Consider the following 17,474-nt stretch of genomic DNA (forward strand, 5'->3'; position numbering starts at 1 on the left):
CCTCGGCTCTTAACAAAACTCTTGCTGGACAAAGAGGAGTTTTTTTGATATGAGGAACCCGAAAAGTTATGAGCGGAGCACCCTCCGCTCTTTTTCGTTGCCGTTGCGCGCTTGCAAAAAAAGGTGGCAGCGTGCTACAGTGTCCTTTCGGGCGCACAAATTCAAAAGGCTTGCCGTATGCGCCGCAGAAGGTCTTTTACAAATTCTTCCGGAGGAGACATTCAATGATAAGAGCAGTTTTCGGCTTGATCACAATGGTTTTGCTTGCCGCCTTTCTCTTTATATGGGGAATGTACGGTTTCGTTGCGCCACTACTCACCCACTCGGTCACATACGAAGATGGGGCTGTGTCTGAAATCAGGGCACCGGGGCCTTTCCTGCATGGCCGGATAAGCACCGTTCGGTACCAACGAACTCAATATACCGAAGAAGCTTCATTGTTTCTGATGCCATTGCCGTTTTCTGACCCAGGGTCCATTTCCGTCTTGGCAGAGTTTGAACCGGATGGTTCCAGTCAAATCAAGCGAGTGATCATCGGCGACCATGCCTACACGGAGCAAACGCTGCACAATCACCCCGATGTGCTCGAAAAAGCCACAAGGGTGCTCAAACTTGGTCGCGTGAAATATGCGGAAATTACATTAACTCCGGAACGCTGATACGTTCTTTTCTGGGCAACACTGCCCAGATTTTTTTAATTTCCAGATCCGCACACACGGGTAACATAAAGCGCCCCCAGTGGGGCGCTTTTCTTCTTCCGATAGCCAAAGGGATGCGAGAATCTGTTTCTAGGAAAGATGTTTGGAGACGAGTTTTGTCATCTCAAACATATCAACCGTCGCCTTTCCGCCGAATACTACCTTCAGAGCCGCATCAGCATTGATATTGCGTTTCTTGGCAGGGTCCTGGAGGTTTTTGCTTTTAATATACACCCAGAGCTTTTTAACAACTTCCGATCTGGGCATTGGCCCCTCGCCGACTACGACGGCCAACTCCTTACTGACACTCATCGGCTTCATGAACGCTGAATTTTTTTGCGCCATATATTGATATTACTTAATAATTATTAATTATCTGTGAGTTCATTATACCTGATTACACTTAAATTTACCATGGCACTTCGGTGGAAGAGAATTAGGCATGTTTGTACAACGCTGTGCTCCGGCGGCAGGATTCGAACCTGCGACCAAGGGATTACACGTGATCCTCTGCTTTCGTAGAGGCGCGGACTATATCTTCACCATGATCCGACTATAACCGGACTTTAGGTGCTCTGGTATCTAGTCTCTACGGCGCCCCACCTAAGTCTTGCTTTGCAAAATTGAGGCAGGTTCCCACGGTATTACCCGTTCTTGCGAACAAGGGCTTCACCGTTATCCCAGAGAGTTCATTCCTAAGTTTCCTTAGGAAGCTGCGTAAAGCTGGCTTCGATTTCTCGATGGCAATTCGCACACACCAATATACATTTATCTAGCTCCCGCTTAATAGCGTCCCATGAGCGCGTATAACCTTTGTCACCGATTGCAAACTCTTTAGAAGCTGGGTTGCGGTGATGTAGATCAAGTGCCCAGATGCATTTTTTATATCCGCATACTTGGCATTTTCCTCCTTTGTACTCCACCGCAAGCATCTTGAGTTTCCTTCTGCGCTTTGCAACCGCTTTCTTCAGGTATTCCGCACGATCACGGTATGTGCGTTTTTCGACCTTTGCCATATAAAGCCAGCCAATAGCCACAGTCCCCTGCGCTACCGCTGCGCTACGCCGGAGCATAGCGTTGTACATAATTTTTAACACCTAATATCCGCCCAATTTACGCAGACTTACGTGCTGGCGGATTTTTTCAATGGCCTTTGCTTCAATTTGCCGTATACGCTCTCTCGTTACGCCAAATTCTTTTCCAACCTCTTCCAGGGTGTGTGTGATGCCGTCTTCAAGCCCAAAGCGCATCTGCAGGATCTTTTGCTCTCTGGGCGTTAAATCCTTGACGATGATGTTGAGGTGATCTTTAAGAAGCTTCCGTGCCGCCTGTTGAACGGGTGAGGTCTCCTTTTCATCTTCAATAAACTCCACCAGCGTCGAATCCTCCTCTCCTTCTCCGACCGGCGCTTCCAAAGATACCACATCCTGGGAAATTTTTCTAATCTGGCGGATCTTTTCAAGCGCCATTCCCATCTCGCTCGATAATTCCTCGTCGAGCGGCTCTCTTCCCAGATCCTGCAGAAGCCGCCGTTTGACCTGCGTATATTTGGAAATGGTTTCTACCATGTGCACAGGGATGCGGATGGTGCGCGCCTGGTCGGCAAGGGCGCGGGTGATCGCCTGCCTTATCCACCAGGTGGCATACGTGGAAAACTTGTATCCGCGCCGGTAATCGAATTTTTCCACGGCCTTAAAAAGGCCAATATTGCCTTCCTGTATGAGGTCCAGGAGCGTAAGATTCTGGCTTCTTCCCACATAGCGCTTGGCGATGGATACCACCAGACGCAAATTTGCCTGGGTGAGTTTCTGCCGGGCCGCTTCTTCGTTTTTTTCAATGAGTTTTGCAAGCTCCACCTCTTCAGCTCCTTTCAGCAAGGGCACGCGCCCAATCTCCCGCAAATACATCTGCACGGAATCGTGCGCAGCTCCCTCCGCTTCCCCGGCGTCCCGTTTTTTTCCCTTCGGAACGGCACCTTCTTTGCCCTTCTTCGGCAATGTATCAAAAAATCCCCTTGTCTCCTTAATAACAATGTTCTGCGTCTCAAGTTCCCGATACAGTTTTTCAATATCCTCGACGTTTTCTTCGGCATTCGGCACGAAATGGAGGACTTCCAGTTCCGTAACAAATCCTCTCTCGCGGCCGCGGCGCAGCAACTCCTCAATATGCGTCCGGTCAAGGCTTATGCGTGCCTCGCGTTTTTTCGCGCTACGGCGTTTTTGAGAACGGCGCGTCGCATGCGCCTTTCGGCTCCGTATGATCTTTTTTTGCTTCTTTTTCATATGTTGTTGAAATTTTCGAAAGAGATTACCGGGGGGCGGCTATCATACTCTGTTTTTCGCGTTTTTGCAACTCGCCGGATACCCGGGTGAATTCTTCAAGGATCACGGAGCGCAGCGAGACATTCGCGGATTTGACCTCCTGGCCCAACGTTCTCAGGCGCTCACGAAGCTTGCGTAGCGAAAGTTCATGGATGAACGCCTCCATTTCTTTTACGGGATTGATCTTCGGAAGCGTCTCGGTATAACGGTCCGCCTTAAGCAAAAGTTGGTCCAGATGCATCTGGAATTCTTCCGAAACAACATCCGGCGCTTCCTTGGAAGAATCGGTTTGTATGCTGGGTATAATATGAAGGAAGAGCGAGCGCGTATGTTCCGAAGAAAAAAGGTCCTGCGTGAGGTGCTGGGCAAGAAGGCGGCCCGCATCGGGATACTTCACAAGGAACGCAATAAGAAATTCCTCTATGTCCGACCATCGGCTTCGGACAATTTGAGCAGGAACGGAAGAAGTTTGAGATGGCTCGCTTCGATGTTCTTGGGGAATCTTTTGCATCGCCTCGTGTAAAAAACGCTCTTCAACGCCGATGGATCCTGCCAGTTTTGCCAAATAATGGCCCTGCATGACGGGGTTGGGGAAAATGCGGATAAAAGGAAGAAGATCGTCGGTAATTCTGCGCTTGCCTTCCGGCGTTTTGGTATCGCTTACAAAAGAAGCTTTCTGCAGGTAATAATCCATTGCGGGCATTGCCTCTTCAACCGCACGAAGCCAGCTTGATGCATCCTGCAAAACCAGATCGGCAGGATCCTTTCCCCCTTCGATGCGGATAATGCAGACCGCGATATCGCAAGACAAAAGAAGCATGACGGAGCGCTTGGTTGCCAAGATCCCTGCTTCGTCGCTGTCGAAAGCCGTCGAAACATTTGAAGCGTACCGCTTAAGGAGTCTGGCGTGCTCCTGGGTAAGCGCGGTACCGGATGTCGCAACCGTGTGCAGGATGCCGGCCTGATGGGACAAGAGAAGATCGAACTGACCTTCCACAAGCACCGCATGGTCTTTTTCCCGGATAGCCTGTTTAGCCCTGTCCAGACCGTAAAGAAGCCTGCTTTTGCTATATATGAGTGTTTCCGGGGTATTTACATACTTTGCCGGCGTCATGGAAGACCCTGCCGGATGGCGAGACTCGTAGTGCCGTCCGGAAAACCCGACCGCATTTCCCTGAATATCAAAAAGCGGAAACATGATGCGGTTATGAAAACGGTCTCTCCAGTCTCCCCGTTCCGTCCGTATGGCAAGCCCCGCGTGTTCTATCTCCTCCGGCCGGAACCCTTTGAATTTAAGATGACGCAAAAGACCGTCCCATGAAGCGCTCGGCGCATATCCAAGCCTGAAGTTCTCGGAGGTATCGGTGGCTACTCCCCGACCTATAAGATATTCTCGTATCTCGCGCTCCGTCTCCTTAGCCAATGTTTCCTGGTAGAACGCAACGGCGGCTTTAAGAGTGTCGTACATGCGCGCGCGCTCGCTCCGCACCCGTGGATCCTCCTGCCTAAGGACAACGCCGGCTCGATCGGCCAAGATACGCAGAGCATCGGGGAATTCAACGCCGTCCATTTTCATCACGAACGAGAACATGTCTCCCCCGAGGCCGCATCCGAAGCAGTGCCATATCTGCTTGTCTTTCGAAACATAAAACGATGGGGTTTTTTCATGGTGAAAGGGGCAGAGCCCTTTTAGGTTTGCTCCGACCTGATTTAGTTTCATGTAGCCCCCGATGACATCGGCCACATCAAGGCGATTTTTTACTTCTTCGGATGGGGAAAGCATACTCGTGAGTAAAACTCAAAAGATAAAAGTCAAAACTACAACTTAAAAATCAAAATTTTCTTCCAGAAAATTCTTGTAATCAAAAAATTCTCATTTTACGTTCACTACCGGGCATACACAACGCTCACTTTCGTTTCATTTTGCGAAAGGGCAAAAAGAACCACATGGACCGATGCAAGCCCTTTGGTGCCCCGAAGCGTCGTATATCCTTCCCCGGATGTTCTGAAACCAAGCGTCCAGCCCTGTGTCCTAAAAACTTCAAGATAAAAAGTTTCCAGTTTTTCAAGCGGCAGGGAGGCGCGATATGCGACGCTTTGCTGGAGTGCTCCGGTAAAAGCGGTCGTCTCTTCCGCCGAAAACCCCCGCTGGGCTGAAGGCGCAATAAATATCCGGGGGAAGGCTTCGGGAAGGGTGCCAAGCCGAAGAATATCCTTTCCTGCTTTTGGCAGGGTAAAGCCCGATAAATCTGCCGGATCCGATTCCTTTCTGCTACCTATAAAATCCCTGTACAACCCAAAAAATATGGGGTGCGTGTAATATATAACACCCGTAAGTACAATGCCGCAAATAATGGGAATAGCGCTTCGACGCATAACTGAATTTGTTTTTCAACTTAACAGCTTCTAAGGAACTAATTGTCCGCACACATATACCTGAAATCCCAGGAACGTCATCATTGAGACAAAAACAGGCTTTGCAAGGAGCAGCACCAAAAGCCCCAAGACTCCCGCCCCAAGCGCCTGTTTGCCCTTTTGAACCCGCGCGGGATTTCCAAGCGAAAGGAAAAGGGAGAATCCCGCAAGCACGATAAGAATGGCAAATGAGGGAATACCGTACCGGACGAGCACCTTATACACTTCGCAGAGCGAGTAATCGGGAACGCCGCTGACGGGAGGCGCTGTGGGTCCCACAATATCTTCCACCGTAAGCGTGCAGGAAGCCGTATTGGCTTTCTGGGGACTGGAACTGTCCGTAACATCAACCGTTGCGTTGTAAATACCGGGATCCGGAAATGTTTGGTTAAAGGCGCATGTGCTTTTGCCGTCAATGAGGGGGCTGTCCGAATGCCATGCGCACGAATAAGGCTCCGTGCCGTTTGAAACGTTAATGCTGAAATCTGCCGTTCCGTCTTCGCTGATAAGGCTTGGAGACATGCGGCATGAGGCATCAAGTATTGATACGCATCTGCCTTCTGCCGTGCATACCTCGCCCTCTCCAGAACAGGTGCCGCAATCCAGGCATCCGGTCTGGTTATCCGGATTTGGATCGCCGGGAATACAGGCATCACAGCCGTTGGACCACGCACCGCACTGGGCTCCACCGCTAGCGACCGTGCTACAGGTCTTCGGAATACAAGGGATTTTGGTAAACTCTATAAGAAATTCTGTGGGACGCACCGCATCCAGAGTCCCATTAAGTAGTTCGGTGCACGGCTTCTCATCTGTGATATCAACGAGTCCGGGAGTGCCCGCAGAAGAGTTTGGATCAGTGGTTCCCCCCGGCGTAAAATTCGGGTCATAGGTTCCCCCCGGAGAATAGGTCGGATAATAGCCCCCTCCCTGCGCAAAACTTTGGTTTACGATTCCCGGCGCAAAGCCTTGAGCAATAGTATCTTGTCCCATATCAAAGCTCTGGTCGATAAGGCGCAATTTGCAGGTGTAATTGGCAAAAAGCGATTCGGTGCCCGGCGGCACGCTCAACGTGTAGGAACCAAGTTCCATCTTATCATCGTCAAAGGCCAAGGCGGGGGTTGTTGTTGCTGTACCCGGAGCTCCCGCGGTGCTCTCTTTGCGCTCATACGGCGAGGGGCCCTGGAGAATGAAGGGAAGCCCCAGCTCCGTATCCGGAGCCTCGGCCTTTACGGAACGCACGATGATGCGTCCCGTCACGTTGTAGGCAAGACATAATCCATCTATTCCCGCATCATCGTCAATTGAGAATTTAATTCCGTAAATGATCCGCCGGGAAGGAGGCAGATTGGGATCGGTAATATCCACTACCGGCGCGGAGTATTGGCACTCATTGTACCATCCGCTGTTGCTTCCCGATGCTTTACATCTATTACTCTCGCTCCGCGCATTCTTGTTGGGATCGGGCAGGTCGCTTACAAGCCGCACGGTTTTGAGATCCATGCCGCCTCTATAGTCACGTTCATCACAGGTACCGTTGTAATCAGCCGGGCTAAGATTATCCAATCCCCTGCCGCTCCAGCCAAGCAAGGGCCCTATAAGCGTGCCCGATGCCTTATCAACCTTCCGGAATATCTGAAAATAGCAGGGAAGTGTAGGAGACCCATCATCCATATCATCTATATCATAACCCCTGCCGCCGCTCGTGCGCGAAGGAGTGAAGCGCCATCCGACGGCATATTTGTCTCTTGGCACAAAAACTTCATAGTCCTTCCTGTCGGGCAAGTCTCCTGAATTGCACATTCTGGCATGTTGTGCTCCGAGTTGTCCCAATCCCGTAGGGTTATATTTTATCGCGCCACCGGGCTGCAATTCTCCTTCATAGACATTGGTCATGCATTCTTTATCGTCCGACCCGAAACCGAAGCCGACCATGGCGTATCCTTGTGGACCTACAGTAAGGGCGCCGGGTCCTTCAAGCGGCGTTCTATTATTTAAATACCAGCTGATGAGTTTGTAGGTAACGAATATGGTAGTAAGAACTATGCCTACAATCGGTATAACATTCGAGCTTAAAATACTGGAGCCTCCTCCGCCACCTAACGATACCTCTTTTATGGGTTCGAGAAGAATACTGACAGCATTCGCGTCTTGAACGGGATTGAGCGGATCTGCTCTTGCTTCTAGTGCAGTACTCCCTTCACAGACCGCGGCGATATCCTGGGCTAGAGCTTCCTTGGGTGCGTGCGCCAAAAGCACGCTTAAAAGAATTGCGCCGGCTATTAAAATTCTTTTATTGTAGAGCATACCAAGAAACATCATAACTCAATATACTATATCATCAACACGTCATGGACGTAAGCCGTAAGCCGATGAAATGCAGGAAGATAATGATAATGCTTTTTGCAAAAAGAAGTACAAGGAGCCCTATGACAGCTGCTTCAAGCGTGGTTTTTGCCGTGCGCCTTCTTGCCTCGTCCCCCTGCGAGGTCAAAAACCTTATGCCCGCAATGCCGATAATGATGACAACCACAATAAGTCCGAGGGTAACGAGCCAATTTGCCGCAGTACAAAAAATACTATAGAAAGAAAGAGATGGCAGAGGGTTTTTGGTGGTGAGGTCGTAGATCTCTTCTGCAAGAGCGCCCCTCGCCCTAAAAAAAACAATGCCGGCTAAAATAAAAAAGGCGGCAGGAAGCGTAGACAATTCGATATTAAACTTTTTAAAAGGATTCATGGGTGGATGCCGTATGCCCGGCGGAGGGTGCGGGGTTCGAACTCGCGGTTCCTGGATAGCTTTTCACTCATTGAAGACATTGTAGCTACCCGCGAAAAGCCAAGACTTTGGCTTTTCGCCCCTTGCGGGTCGCACGCTTTCTGTTGAAAAACCTAGCTGGCGGAGGCGAGAGGATTCGAACCTCTGATACCTTGCGGTATACTCGCTTTCCAAGCGAGCGCACTCGACCGCTATGCGACGCCTCCTTAATGTGAAAATAAGCGCACTAGTTCCTGGGTCGCCTCTCATCCATTAGAAACAAAGTAGCAACCCGCGGAATCTGAAAACCTTCAGATTCCGCCCATTATGAGAACCCTCCGTCCCCTCGTCTTACAACCATTACCCAAAAGACTTCCCCACTCTCCAAGGGGGTCCTTTGCTACTGCGGTGTCAGCTGGTACATCGCCCGAGAGCCGGGGTTCTGGCCGAATGCGATTGTGTAGCCTGCAAGCGCCTGCTGGCTGTTTCGCTCATCAATATCGAAAATGACTTCTCCTTTTTTTGTGGCACCGGCACCAACTCCATAATTCAGGAATTCGCTCGACCATCCCGCGGGCGGCATAATGGACCCATCGGGGGTGATGAGGCGCATATCGGCATTCGTGAAAGGACCCGAGGGCCCTTTTCCGACATTAAGGATCTCGAAGCTCACTACGACAAATTTTCTTCCCGGAGCAATCGGCTTTTGATCATTATAGGTATCGCGGTACTCTACCTTCAATACATCAAGCTTTAATTCCGCTCCTCCCGCAACGGTGTAGGCGACATTTTCGGGACCTTTCACGGGAGCGAATTTGTCTTTCTCCGGGCTTAGCCGATTGATGAGCCCCACCACCGCAAAACCGAGGCCAAGAATGATGACGGCAACCAAAATAATGCTTGCGACAGGGAAGATCTTGCTTTTTTGGAATTGCTTCCACATGTCCCCCAGCGAGGAACCGGGAGAGGACGGGGATGAAGACGGTAAAGGAGGACGAAAATTCTGTTGTGGAGGATTGATGTCCATATCCATTGAGATTAGTGAAATAAATTAGAGATTTAAATTTTTATTCCTCGTAATGCCGCAATACGCTCTTCGATGGGCGGATGCGTCATGAAAAGTTTTGCGAACCAGCTTACGCGCCCATCGCGCCCTGCCAAGGGAGAAGCGATATAGAGGTGCGCGGTGGCGTTGGACGCCATCTCGAGTTTCGGCGCGTAAGATATTTTTTCAAGCGCTCGCGCAAGTCCTTCCGGATACCGCGTGACCAAGGCTCCCGCAGCATCGGCCAAAAATTCCCTCCTGCGCGATACCGCAAACTGTATCATCTGTGCCGCAAGCGGGGCCAAAAGCGCAAAAAGAATTCCAAGCGCCAGGAAAATAATGCCGGCACTGCCCCCTCCTTCCCTGTCACGTCGTCCTCTTCCTCCAAAGAAAGAAAACCGGAAGAACCAATCGGCAAGCAGAACCACCAGTCCGGCCAATATCGCCACAACGGTAGACACAAGCGTGTCGCGATTGCCAATGTGACTCATCTCATGCGCCAACACGCCCTCAAGCTCGCTTTTTTCAAGCGTCCGCATAATACCTTCCGTCACCGCTACCACCCCATGCGCCGGATCTCGCCCAGTTGCAAAGGCGTTCAGAGCGTGGCTCGGGAGCATAAAGAGCCGTGGCATGGGAAGCCCCATCGTCAGGGCAAGATTTTCAACAATACGGTAAAACTCCGGGTTGTCCTTCTTTTCGATGGGACGCGCCTGATGAAGCGCTAAGACAATTCTATCAGACCACCAGTAAGATGCAATGCTCATCGCGGAACTGAACATGACCGCGAAAAATAATATTTCCGGGCTTCCGTACACCCGAGAGAACAGCCACCCGAGCATAATGACAAAACCAAAAAAAAGGCTTATGAGAAGCCAGGTTTTATGGATATTCGATTCGGCTTGTTGGTAAAGAGTCGGCATGCTTTTCTAAAGAAAACTTCCATACCTTCCGCCTAACGCCTTTTGTAATTCCACATCAAGCGTCTTCAGCATACCTCGGTATGACCTATCGATGACCGGCGTAACATTTCCCAGGAACTGCTTCAGTTCTTTCTCGTCCATGCCCCGGAATTGCCCATGTTCATTCAGATACCCGGCCGCCATAGCCCGTATTTTCTGAAATTCCTCATGAGGAACACCGCGATGCTTGCGGGAGACCGCACTTAGCACCTTCTCGAATTCTTCTTCCGAAACAACGCGAGACGGCGGATTGTTGAATAGACCCATAAGCGCTTCGCTTAAATTTAAAACTCAAAAGTCAAAAATCAAAATTTTGGAGTCTTGTGAAGGTTTTACGCGTAAAACCTTCATGCCTCAACAATTTTACATTTTGAGATTTACATTTTGCATTAGAATTTCACTTTCACCGGCTCTTTGGCTGCGGGATTATCAAGATCAAAAAATTCTTTTTTGGCAAACCCAAACCATCCGGCGACGATATTCGAAGGAAAGGATTCCACTTTGGTGTTCAGCTCCATGACCACGGAGTTAAAAAATCTCCGCGCGGCCTGGATCTTATCCTCCGTATCGGTCAGTTCGCGCTGCAACTCCAAAAAATTCTGATTGGCTTTCAGGTCCGGATAATTTTCGGAGACCGCAAAGAGGGTCTTTAGGGCTCCGGAGAGCATGTTCTCGGCCTGCAAGTGCTCTTTGTTTTGCGTACCGCCGCTCTGCATCGCCCGCGTCCGCGCTTCCGTCACTTTCTCAAAAACCCCCTTTTCGTGACCGGCGTATCCCTTCACCGTCTCCAATAAATTCGGGATAAGATCGTACCGGCGTTTTTGCTGTACTTCGATGTCGGACTCGGCTTCCTGTGTTCGCTGGCGCAAGCGAATAAAGCCGTTATACATGGCAATAAACCAAAGTAGGAGAACAACGATAAGCGCAATGAGTATGTACCAGATATTCATATATTTTTAACTATGTTAATGCTGTAAAATACCCCAACATCAGTATACCAAATGGAAGAAAGTCTAGCAAAAAAGCCTCAACAGAGGCGCACCTTGAGACTCCGGGCTAGATTTAAATGCTCTCCGGCTTTACCGCCCTATGGAACTTGCCCGGTGCTTCCTGCTTTTTGGTGATATAAAATAATGTCCTTGACGCGTTCAGGGTGCGGAATGGTTTTGAAGGTAAAGGCGGGGCCTTCGCCGGCGGTTCCCACGACCAGGTCTCCGAATTTCAATGTCGTAGCCAGGGCTCCTTTAATTTCTACCCGCACATCCTGTACGCGCGAAATGAGAAATTCCGATATTTCACGGTGAAAAATATCATGCTGATCGATCTTCACGATCCGTTCCGTGGTGATAATGGCAACATCGAACCAGTATTTAGACCATGAAAGAAAGGTAAAGGCCCAGACGGCATACAGCCAAAGCGCAGCCAGAAGCCACAGGATGTCTTGCGCCGCTCCTTCTAAAATCTGCGGAATTGATATGTTCAGAAGCAGCAAGGCTAGCGGCACGGCAAGCACCAGGATAAACGAAGTTCCTGCCGACCCCAAAAACACAATCCAGTGCGGCCGGGTTACCGCAATGATCGTTTCCTTTTCGTGTTGGCCGAGAAAATGCTTGAACAAATAAAATATTTTAACGGAAAATATTGTTCAGTTGGACCGTAAGATCATCCGCGATGCTTGAGGCGGCATCGTTCCATGAAACGCGCAGAAAGAGCAGTATAATGACGGCCACGAACACCGCATTGCCGCCGGTGAAAACGGCGATCATGCTGTGATGCACGCGATCATCTTCCACGATATATTTTTTTAAATACCAAAGAATAACCGCATTCCACGAGAGAATCGCAAGAAATGCGACAAGAAAAAAAACGACAATAATCATAGTTGCAGTCTTAGTGGCGCTTCATGCGCCGGGGTCTTCTTCCAGGAAACCGACGCCTCGCGGGCCTCGCCAAAACGATCTTCAAATAAAAGCTTTCCGTGCCGAGCCCCATATTCATACACCATGCGGGTAAGCTTCACGTCCTGCAGACAATACTCCGCAAGCTCTTTCAACTTTCCTTCTTTATAAAGCCGCAATGCTTTGAGGCCGTCTCCGGTCTTTCGTTCTCCCAGGGTTTTGGAAGCGATGCTGTCCAAACTTACGCGGTGACCAAGATTTTTTGCGACTTCTTCAAGAATATCCAGCGTCGGCAAAGCTTTGAGATTGATAGAGACGTGGGGCTGAAGCACCGCGTAATCAAAATTCTTTATGTTAAACCCGATGACGCGGTCTGCTCGCCGGAGCATTTCTTCAAGATCCTTAAGCTCATTTTCGAGAAATGACCTGTAGGCATCTTTTGCATAATCGTAGATACCCACCAAAGAGACTTCAAGCAAGTGAAAGTTGGTTCTTCCTCCCACGTCATCAAATGATTTTTTTGTCTCAAGATCCAGAACAAGTTCGGCCATGCCAATGTGATCTAAATTTTAAGCCGAGCTCGATGCGAGGCGTGAAAATTTAGCCATCACATTGAGCACCCCGCCCTCTAAGCGTTTAGAGGATGATTCTTTTTCTGAGAGCTCGCCACGCACTCCCATAGTGCTTCAGTTTTCTTTCGCGCTCTCGGGCCACTTTCTCTGCCTGATAGGCTTCATAGTATATGAGTTCGCAGGGCCACTCTTTCTGATGCTCCGCAAGACGCCTGGGCAAATTGTTTGTATACCCAATGTACCACTCACCCTTTTTGCGATGTAGCACGTACGTGTAGTGCATAGAGGGCGGGGTAAAGAGCTTGTTGCTGAAATTCGTTCGCGACAAGGCGCTCCGAATTTCAGACAAGCTTATACGTGCTTATCCGCAACCGAGGAGGCTGCATAGGATTCCGGCTTGATCTTGACCGCAAAGCCGTTGCCTAAAATCATGCCTACGACTTCTTTGATCATGTCTCGCGTAGCGCCGAACTGGCCAATATCCACATGCACTTCAAGCTGGCAGACGCCGCTTGTGAGATACCCGTTCAATGATTCTCCAACGCCCTGGGTAAGTTCTTGAGCCAAAGCCAGCGAAAGCGATGCTTCGTGATAGATGCGCTGCCGAAGCGAGGGCATACGATTCTGGCGCGTTCTTATCCAAAAATATCTGGCGCGCGCGCCAATGCGATGTACCACGATGACGCTTACAAAATCCGTCTCCTCGCGCGCTTCGGAGGAATCCGTTCCCACAATAAGTTTGTAGGCACGGGACGGTTCTTCCTCAATAAACTCCGACACCTCTCTAATAACGCCCGGAAACGCCAGCTCTCCTTTGGTGGGACTTGTGAACACTGAAAGATCGGAAAACATGGCATTAGTATAGTGGAATGGGGATGATTAGACAAGATGGTCTTTAGGTGCGCCGGCGCGTAAAAAGCGACAAGATAAAAATCGCGACAAGCGTAATAACCACCGCGGGGCCCGGTAGAACCTCAAAACGTTCCGCAAAGACAAGTCCTCCGATCATGGAGAGCACCGAGACGGTGGAAGCGCCAAGGAACATGATGCGCAGATTTGGCGTGAAATTTTTTGCGATCGCCGCAGGGAGCACGAGCACCGCCCCCATCAGCAGTACCCCCATAAATTGAATGCCCAGAGCTACCGCAATGGCAATGATAAGAAAAAACAGCAAGCGCGTACGCTCAAGCGCAATGCCACTCGCGTGCGCCAGCTCCGCAGAGAGCGTAAGGAGCGCAAACTTCCGCGCCAAAAGCCATGTTGCAATCGTGACGAGTATGCCTCCGCAAAGGGATAATAGAGCGGATGAGCGCGTGAGCTTCGTGATATCTCCAAAAAGGGATTCGAGAAGATGCTCTTCCGGAATGAGCAAGAGCCCTACTGCCAGCGCAACCATGAAAATAACACCCAGCGCGGTTTCCGGAGCTATGTTGTGGCGGGTTTCGAGCCTGACAATAAGCAGAACCCCGAGTATAAGCATGAGGAGCCCGCCGAGCGAAGGGGAAACGCCGAACAGAAGCCCCAGCGCAATGCCCGGGAGGGCCACATGCGAAAATGCGTCCGCCACAAGCGCCATGCGCCGCAAAATCATAAAAACACCAAGAAACGAGGCGCCCACGGCGACCGAAATCGCGGCGGCAAGAACCAATGGTGAGGTTGGAGGAAGAAATTCTGGCACGCATAAAGCTTATAGCTGATAGCTTATAGCTTATAGAGATTTTGATGGCACCTATAAGCTATAACCTAAAAACTAAAAGCTGTGCTTAGTGTTTATGCTCATACAGCTGTATGTTTTGTCCGTACAGGCGCTTCAACTGGTCTTCGGTAAGCACGTCTTTTGGAGCTCCGGAACACAGGAGATTCCGGTTAAGGCACAGCACGTGATCCACAAACGTATAAAGAATATTGATATCATGTGAAATAAAAAATACCGACAGGTGGTATTCCTGGGCAAGATGTTTTACGAGATTATAGATGGTCGCTTCGCCGGCAAGATCAATGCCGCTGGTCGGCTCGTCAAAAAGCAGAACCTCCGGTTTTCCCATGAGCGCATAAGCGATAAGGAGGCGCTGAAGTTCACCTCCGGACATCTCGCCGATGCTCCGGTTTTCCAGATGCCCAGCCTGCACATGTGCGAGCATGTCTTTGATGTCCCGAGAAAGTTCCTCCGACGGAAACCAAAAACCCTTCGAACCGCGCAATAAAAGAAGCTCTTTTCCCGTTAAGGGAAGCGATTTGTCGAAATCCAGTCTTTGGGGCACATAACCGATGCGCGCCTTTTTGTGCCATATGATCTCTCCTCTGTATGGGATGAGCCCGAGTATCGCGCGAAAAAGCGTCGTCTTGCCGGCGCCATTCGGACCGATGATGCCGAACACCTCTCCCTCCTCAACCGAAAAAGAGATATTCTCCAAAACCGTTTCTTTGCCGAATCGGACGGAGAGATTTTTTACTTCAAGAATGATGGACATGTCTGGAGTATACCATTACTCATGCAAAAATTAAAATTCAAAAATCAAAGTTAAGGAGTGAAAGTTTTTCTTGTAAAAAAACTCTCACGATATTCAAAAATTTTGCATTTTGAGTTTTGCATTTTGAATTTACCCTGGGAGACTGTTCGTACGAGCAATCTCTGCGTACACATCCGCCGATGGCCGTTTTTTGCGCTCAAGGGTTTTACGGTCCACTTCAAAAAGCCCGAACCTCGGCCAAAATCCCTTGTCCCATTCGAAATTATCCAGAAGCGACCAGTAAAAATATCCCCGTACATCCACGCCTTCTTGAATGGCTTTGTGCACCCACTCCAGATGCTCTCTAATGAACCGTGCGCGCTTTTTATCTCCGGCATCGGCAATACCATTCTCGGTAATATAGACGGGCTTATGAGGGGCGCTAAGCTTTTTAAGAAGATGATATATGCCTTCGGGATAAATTTCCCATCCCATGTCCGAAACAGCACGATTCTCATTGCGCACCGAGAAAGGAAATTTTACCCTTGAATGAAAATAGTAGTGGAGATCTAGAAAATCATGCGTATCCCCCGTAAGGCCAAAAAAATAGTCGTTTGACCAAAATCCAAAAAACCGCGCCGCCGCACGGTCAAGAAGCGAGGTGCTGTGCGGCTCCGTATATATAAGTATATTCCCAAAACCAACGCGAACGGACGGAAAAAGCCCATGCAGTATATTATAGGCTTCCCGGTGCGCGCGTGCGAGATTTTTTGCGGCACGATACGCCGCCACAACACTACGCTTTTGCGGCGGCCAAACCCCCCTAAGGTAGCCGTTCAAAAGTACGGATGTCGGCTCGTTCAATGTTATCCAGAATTGAACAAGATCTCCCAGAGATCCTCCAACCTTCTTTGCATATCGGGCGAAGTATTCCGGAAACCTATCATCCTCAACGCCGCCACGCCGGGAAATCCATACGGGCAGAGTCCAGTGCCACAAGGTGGTAAGTGGCTCCAGTCCGCGCTGGCGAAGCGCCCTTAATACCTTTCGATAATGTTCTATCTCTTTTTCGTCAAACACGCCCTCGCTCGGCTCAATGCGAGACCATTCGATAGAAAAGCGATGCGCGTTATGGCCCAGGGATTTAGCCAAGTCAAAATCCTCGGCATACCGCTCATAGTGACCGCAGGATGAACCGGACACATAATTCTCGGCAGAAAACGCCTCCGGGGGAAGAGAAATCGCCGGGAGTCCGGAGGCGAGCCCCGCTTCCCGCACCGCACGCTTTTCGGCCTCGCGAGCAAGACGTCCGCCGTTCTTTTTCTCCCATTCCGTCCAATCGTTATGCATGCCACCCTCCACCTGATGAGCGCTGGTTGTGGCACCCCATAAGAAATTTTTTGGAAATTCTTTCGGAAACATGTACACAAGTATAGCATCCTATCTGCAAATCCGCATCACCCCGTTAGAAGTCGCAAACGCTCTTGCCCCGCTAGAGATAATCCCGCCTTTGGCGGATGCCGGTTCCCCCGGAATCGGATCTCTAACGGGGTGAATCAGCGTCCTACTTCTAACGGGGTCATACAAAAATGCCCCTTGCAGCATTGCAAGGGGCATTTTTCTCTAAATCAAGAACGGATGCAATAGATCGTATCATTGGCAGCGCTTCCGCAATCGCGCGTCGGACAAGAATAGGTTGACGGCGCGCTGAACGTGCAGGTGACGGATGAAGCTCCCCCTATCCATCCTCCCCCGCCCTGCGAGCCGATGTTTCCGTCCTCGTCATTTACAAACCCCGCTTTCATGCTTGACGGCAATTCGAAAAATGACGTACGCAACAGCCATTGCTTGGGTTGAAGAGGCAATTCGGTATAGTATTCGTAACGCGAAGAGGCGGAACAGGATGCTCCCGCATCCTGCGGATCGCGAGGAAGCTGGGCAAGATAGCCGGAAAGTTGAGCCGCAAGGCCGCAGTATCCTTGAGGATCGGAATTCGGATAACGCTTCTTGTCCTTGAAATATTGCTCAAGGGAAATGCGCACCTGATTAAGGTCGGCGAGCCTTCGTGCGTCTCTGGCCCTTTGGCGCGCCGAGAATATTGCTACCGTAACGATAGAAAGCAGAAGCGCCATAATGCCAACTACCACGAGCATTTCGACGAGCGTAAACCCCCTCACTAATCGGGGATTGGCGCAAAGTTTTTTGATGACATTAATTCTTCCCTTCATCATATTTTAGCGAGTTTCGGAAAATTTGTGAGATCTAGCGCCGAAGGCACAATCCCCGATTAGTGTGGGGGTGAATCCTTTTTTGATCTGCTGTATGCGCAACATCATAACATTACCGACCCCATCTCTTCTT

General features: G+C 50.0%; 21 protein-coding genes and 1 tRNA gene. 1 reads left to right on the forward strand and 21 read right to left on the reverse strand.

Translation table 11 applies throughout. The annotated features are described in order from the left end of the window. The first annotated feature begins 68 nt into the window (after positions 1-68). Positions 69-659, forward strand: coding sequence for a hypothetical protein (locus tag Q7S09_04615; GenBank protein MDO8558438.1), 591 nt, complete (start codon positions 69-71; stop codon positions 657-659). Positions 660-788: 129 nt separating this feature from the next. On the opposite strand, the gene Q7S09_04620 is transcribed toward Q7S09_04615, so the two are convergent. From Q7S09_04620 to Q7S09_04720, 21 genes are all read right to left on the reverse strand, one after another. Then, a complete protein-coding gene (locus tag Q7S09_04620) occupies positions 789-1,043 on the reverse strand; it encodes an SWIB/MDM2 domain-containing protein (GenBank protein ID MDO8558439.1) in 255 nt (84 codons plus the stop codon). Positions 1,044-1,393: 350 nt separating this feature from the next. Next, positions 1,394-1,714, reverse strand: coding sequence for a hypothetical protein (locus Q7S09_04625; GenBank protein MDO8558440.1), 321 nt, complete (start codon positions 1,712-1,714; stop codon positions 1,394-1,396). 81 nt (positions 1,715-1,795) lie between these two features. Then, complete coding sequence (locus Q7S09_04630) at positions 1,796-2,980, reverse strand: sigma-70 family RNA polymerase sigma factor (protein MDO8558441.1); 1,185 nt, start codon at positions 2,978-2,980, stop codon at positions 1,796-1,798. A 25-nt stretch (positions 2,981-3,005) separates the two neighbouring features. Continuing rightward, positions 3,006-4,802, reverse strand: coding sequence for a DNA primase (gene dnaG / locus Q7S09_04635; protein ID MDO8558442.1), 1,797 nt, complete (start codon positions 4,800-4,802; stop codon positions 3,006-3,008). A 104-nt stretch (positions 4,803-4,906) separates the two neighbouring features. Next, positions 4,907-5,395 (reverse strand): hypothetical protein, encoded by a 489-nt coding sequence (locus Q7S09_04640; protein ID MDO8558443.1) that lies wholly within the window; start codon positions 5,393-5,395, stop codon positions 4,907-4,909. A gap of 30 nt (positions 5,396-5,425) precedes the next feature. Continuing rightward, a complete protein-coding gene (locus tag Q7S09_04645) occupies positions 5,426-7,753 on the reverse strand; it encodes a hypothetical protein (protein MDO8558444.1) in 2,328 nt (775 codons plus the stop codon). A 19-nt stretch (positions 7,754-7,772) separates the two neighbouring features. After that, positions 7,773-8,168 carry a hypothetical protein gene (locus Q7S09_04650; protein ID MDO8558445.1) on the reverse strand — a complete coding sequence of 132 codons (396 nt, stop codon included), beginning with the start codon at positions 8,166-8,168 and terminating at the stop codon, positions 7,773-7,775. 157 nt (positions 8,169-8,325) lie between these two features. Continuing rightward, a tRNA-Ser gene (locus Q7S09_04655) sits at positions 8,326-8,413 on the reverse strand. A gap of 173 nt (positions 8,414-8,586) precedes the next feature. Then, positions 8,587-9,213, reverse strand: a complete 627-nt coding sequence (locus Q7S09_04660; protein MDO8558446.1) for a hypothetical protein — start codon at positions 9,211-9,213, stop codon at positions 8,587-8,589. A 32-nt stretch (positions 9,214-9,245) separates the two neighbouring features. Beyond that, positions 9,246-10,154, reverse strand: coding sequence for a M48 family metallopeptidase (locus Q7S09_04665; GenBank protein ID MDO8558447.1), 909 nt, complete (start codon positions 10,152-10,154; stop codon positions 9,246-9,248). 6 nt (positions 10,155-10,160) lie between these two features. Beyond that, positions 10,161-10,460, reverse strand: coding sequence for a hypothetical protein (locus Q7S09_04670; protein MDO8558448.1), 300 nt, complete (start codon positions 10,458-10,460; stop codon positions 10,161-10,163). A gap of 122 nt (positions 10,461-10,582) precedes the next feature. Continuing rightward, on the reverse strand, positions 10,583-11,143 hold the full coding sequence (locus Q7S09_04675; GenBank protein MDO8558449.1) for a LemA family protein: 561 nt from the start codon (positions 11,141-11,143) through the stop codon (positions 10,583-10,585). 137 nt (positions 11,144-11,280) lie between these two features. Beyond that, on the reverse strand, positions 11,281-11,811 hold the full coding sequence (locus Q7S09_04680; GenBank protein ID MDO8558450.1) for a PH domain-containing protein: 531 nt from the start codon (positions 11,809-11,811) through the stop codon (positions 11,281-11,283). 10 nt (positions 11,812-11,821) lie between these two features. Next, complete coding sequence (locus Q7S09_04685) at positions 11,822-12,073, reverse strand: hypothetical protein (protein MDO8558451.1); 252 nt, start codon at positions 12,071-12,073, stop codon at positions 11,822-11,824. After that, positions 12,070-12,642, reverse strand: a complete 573-nt coding sequence (locus tag Q7S09_04690) for a ribonuclease H-like domain-containing protein (protein MDO8558452.1) — start codon at positions 12,640-12,642, stop codon at positions 12,070-12,072. Before Q7S09_04690 ends, Q7S09_04685 begins: the two co-directional genes overlap by 4 nt. A gap of 85 nt (positions 12,643-12,727) precedes the next feature. After that, entirely contained in the window at positions 12,728-12,946 is a 219-nt protein-coding gene (locus tag Q7S09_04695; protein MDO8558453.1) for a GIY-YIG nuclease family protein, read from the reverse strand. Between the two features lie 68 nt (positions 12,947-13,014). Next, complete coding sequence (locus Q7S09_04700) at positions 13,015-13,515, reverse strand: ribonuclease H-like YkuK family protein (GenBank protein MDO8558454.1); 501 nt, start codon at positions 13,513-13,515, stop codon at positions 13,015-13,017. Between the two features lie 43 nt (positions 13,516-13,558). Further along, positions 13,559-14,341, reverse strand: coding sequence for a metal ABC transporter permease (locus Q7S09_04705; GenBank protein MDO8558455.1), 783 nt, complete (start codon positions 14,339-14,341; stop codon positions 13,559-13,561). Positions 14,342-14,426: 85 nt separating this feature from the next. Further along, positions 14,427-15,134: a metal ABC transporter ATP-binding protein gene (locus Q7S09_04710; GenBank protein ID MDO8558456.1), complete on the reverse strand. Its 708-nt coding sequence runs from the start codon at positions 15,132-15,134 to the stop codon at positions 14,427-14,429. 129 nt (positions 15,135-15,263) lie between these two features. Further along, the gene (locus Q7S09_04715) at positions 15,264-16,535 is read right to left on the reverse strand and encodes a glycoside hydrolase family 1 protein (protein ID MDO8558457.1); all 1,272 of its coding nucleotides are present in this window, start codon (positions 16,533-16,535) and stop codon (positions 15,264-15,266) included. A 206-nt stretch (positions 16,536-16,741) separates the two neighbouring features. Then, on the reverse strand, positions 16,742-17,344 hold the full coding sequence (locus tag Q7S09_04720) for a prepilin-type N-terminal cleavage/methylation domain-containing protein (protein MDO8558458.1): 603 nt from the start codon (positions 17,342-17,344) through the stop codon (positions 16,742-16,744). Positions 17,345-17,474 lie beyond the last annotated feature (130 nt).

The sequence above is a fragment of the bacterium genome (assembly GCA_030649025.1).
Taxonomy (GTDB): domain Bacteria; phylum Patescibacteriota; class Minisyncoccia; order JAUYLV01; family JAUYLV01; genus JAUSGO01.